Origin of the sequence: Bowmanella yangjiangensis (assembly GCF_017255015.1) — a bacterium.
Lineage (GTDB): Bacteria > Pseudomonadota > Gammaproteobacteria > Enterobacterales > Alteromonadaceae > Bowmanella > Bowmanella yangjiangensis.
Genome location: NZ_JAFKCS010000199.1, coordinates 1 through 1,489 on the forward strand (window position 1 = coordinate 1; position 1,489 = coordinate 1,489).

Here is a 1,489-nt window from a genome sequence, read left to right on the forward strand (position 1 = left end):
GGCGCCTTCTGGATGTCCTCGGCGGTGATCACCGACACCCCGAGCGCCTGCTTGAGTTCTTCCTGGGCCGTACCGAGCACCTCGGTAGGCTGCAGCTCAAGCGGCTCTTCGGCGGCCATGGCGAACCCTGGCAGCGCCAGCAGCACGGCGATGGCCAATGGATTGAACGAGTGTTCACGACACGATTGCAGGTACATAACCCCTCCCCGGCGTGCCACCCAATCGGGCGGCACAACAACTAATGCGAATGATTTGCATCAATAAATGGCGAGGCGTAGTCTGCCACCCTGTTTGCAGCAAGAGGTTTGCGCGCCGAGATTTGTTCTTTGCGCCAGAAGCACGCAGAGGTGCCCCGATGACCAGCAGTACCCCCATCGTCCGCGCCGGAGAGCTGGCCCAGTTGTCCGGTGACGCCATCCGCCTGGTCGGTGGCGAGAGCCGTGCCGACCGCCTGTTCCAGGGCCACCTGAGCTGGCGCCGCCTGCGCAGCGGACTGTCGCTGCACTGCTCCGACTGCCTGGAACTGCAGGACTTCGCCACCCAGGCCGAGGCCCGTCCGCACCTGAACTTCATCCTCTTCCTGCAGGGGCGCAGCGAGGTCAGCTACGACGGCAAGCCATTCACCTTCGGTACCCCGCGCACGGGCTGCGAGGGAGTGACCATCGCCCTCAACGAACCGATGCTGTTCGCCCGCCGCGCGCGCCGTGGCCAGCACATCCGCAAGGTGTCGGTCAGCCTGACGCCGGAATGGTTCGAAGCGAGCGGTTTCGAGGCCCAGGCGGAGCTCAAGGCCTTGCTGCAGGGGGACTATCGGCCGCTCAACGTGCTGCGCTGGCAACCCTCGGCACGCCTGCTGACCCTGGCCGAGCAGGTGCTCCACCCGGGGTGCGGCAATCGCCTGCTGGAGAACCTGTACCTGGAAAGCCGCGCCCTGGAGATCGCCGGCGAGGCCCTGAGCCTGCTGACAGGACAGTCGGCCAGTGCACCGAGCAACCTGCGTCCGCACGAGCATCAACGCATTCGCCGCACCCTGGAGCTGCTGCACAGCGGTACGGCCGATGGCTGGTCACTGGAGGACATCGCCCAGGAGGTAGGTTGCTGCGCCAGCACCCTGCAACGGCAGTTCCAGGCAGCCAAGGGTACGTCGCTGTTCGAGTATCAGCGCCAGCGCAAGCTGCAGCAGGCGCGTGAAGCGCTGGAACAGCAAGGGGTGAGCGTCAGTCAGGCGGCCTGGATCGCCGGCTACGGCAGCGCCGCCAACTTCTCCACGGCGTTCAAGCGCGCCTTCGGCATCAGCCCCAAACAGGTCCGCGCGCGACTGTAGCGATCACCCGCCAAGCCGCGCCCGGCGCGGGCGAGAGCTATGCAGCCACCCTATCCCACTAGCGGGAGAGGGTGTTGCGCGCAGCCGCTGTTATCGGGCGCTGATCACGGGGGCGGTGAGCTTTTCCAGCAGGCCGGCCTGCGCATTGCGCGGGTTCTGGTTGCC

Annotated in this window: 2 protein-coding genes; one reads left to right on the forward strand and one right to left on the reverse strand. The window is 66.4% G+C overall.

Annotation, left to right across the window (positions count from 1 at the left end; all coding sequences use genetic code 11):
* The coding region (locus J0A65_RS23295) for a hypothetical protein (protein ID WP_206596671.1) at positions 1 to 197 on the reverse strand (197 nt) is incomplete at its 3' end.
* Between the two features lie 158 nt (positions 198 to 355).
* Between J0A65_RS23295 and J0A65_RS23300 the strand changes: the two genes are divergently transcribed.
* Positions 356 to 1,324, forward strand: coding sequence for a helix-turn-helix transcriptional regulator (locus tag J0A65_RS23300; protein WP_037052856.1), 969 nt, complete (start codon positions 356 to 358; stop codon positions 1,322 to 1,324).
* The last annotated feature ends 165 nt before the right edge of the window (positions 1,325 to 1,489 follow it).

What these genes read in the sequence shown, in the direction of transcription:
- J0A65_RS23300 (WP_037052856.1), top strand. Translation starts at nt 356, where the DNA reads ATGACCAGCAGTACCCCCATCGTCCGCGCCGGAGAGCTGGCCCAGTTG.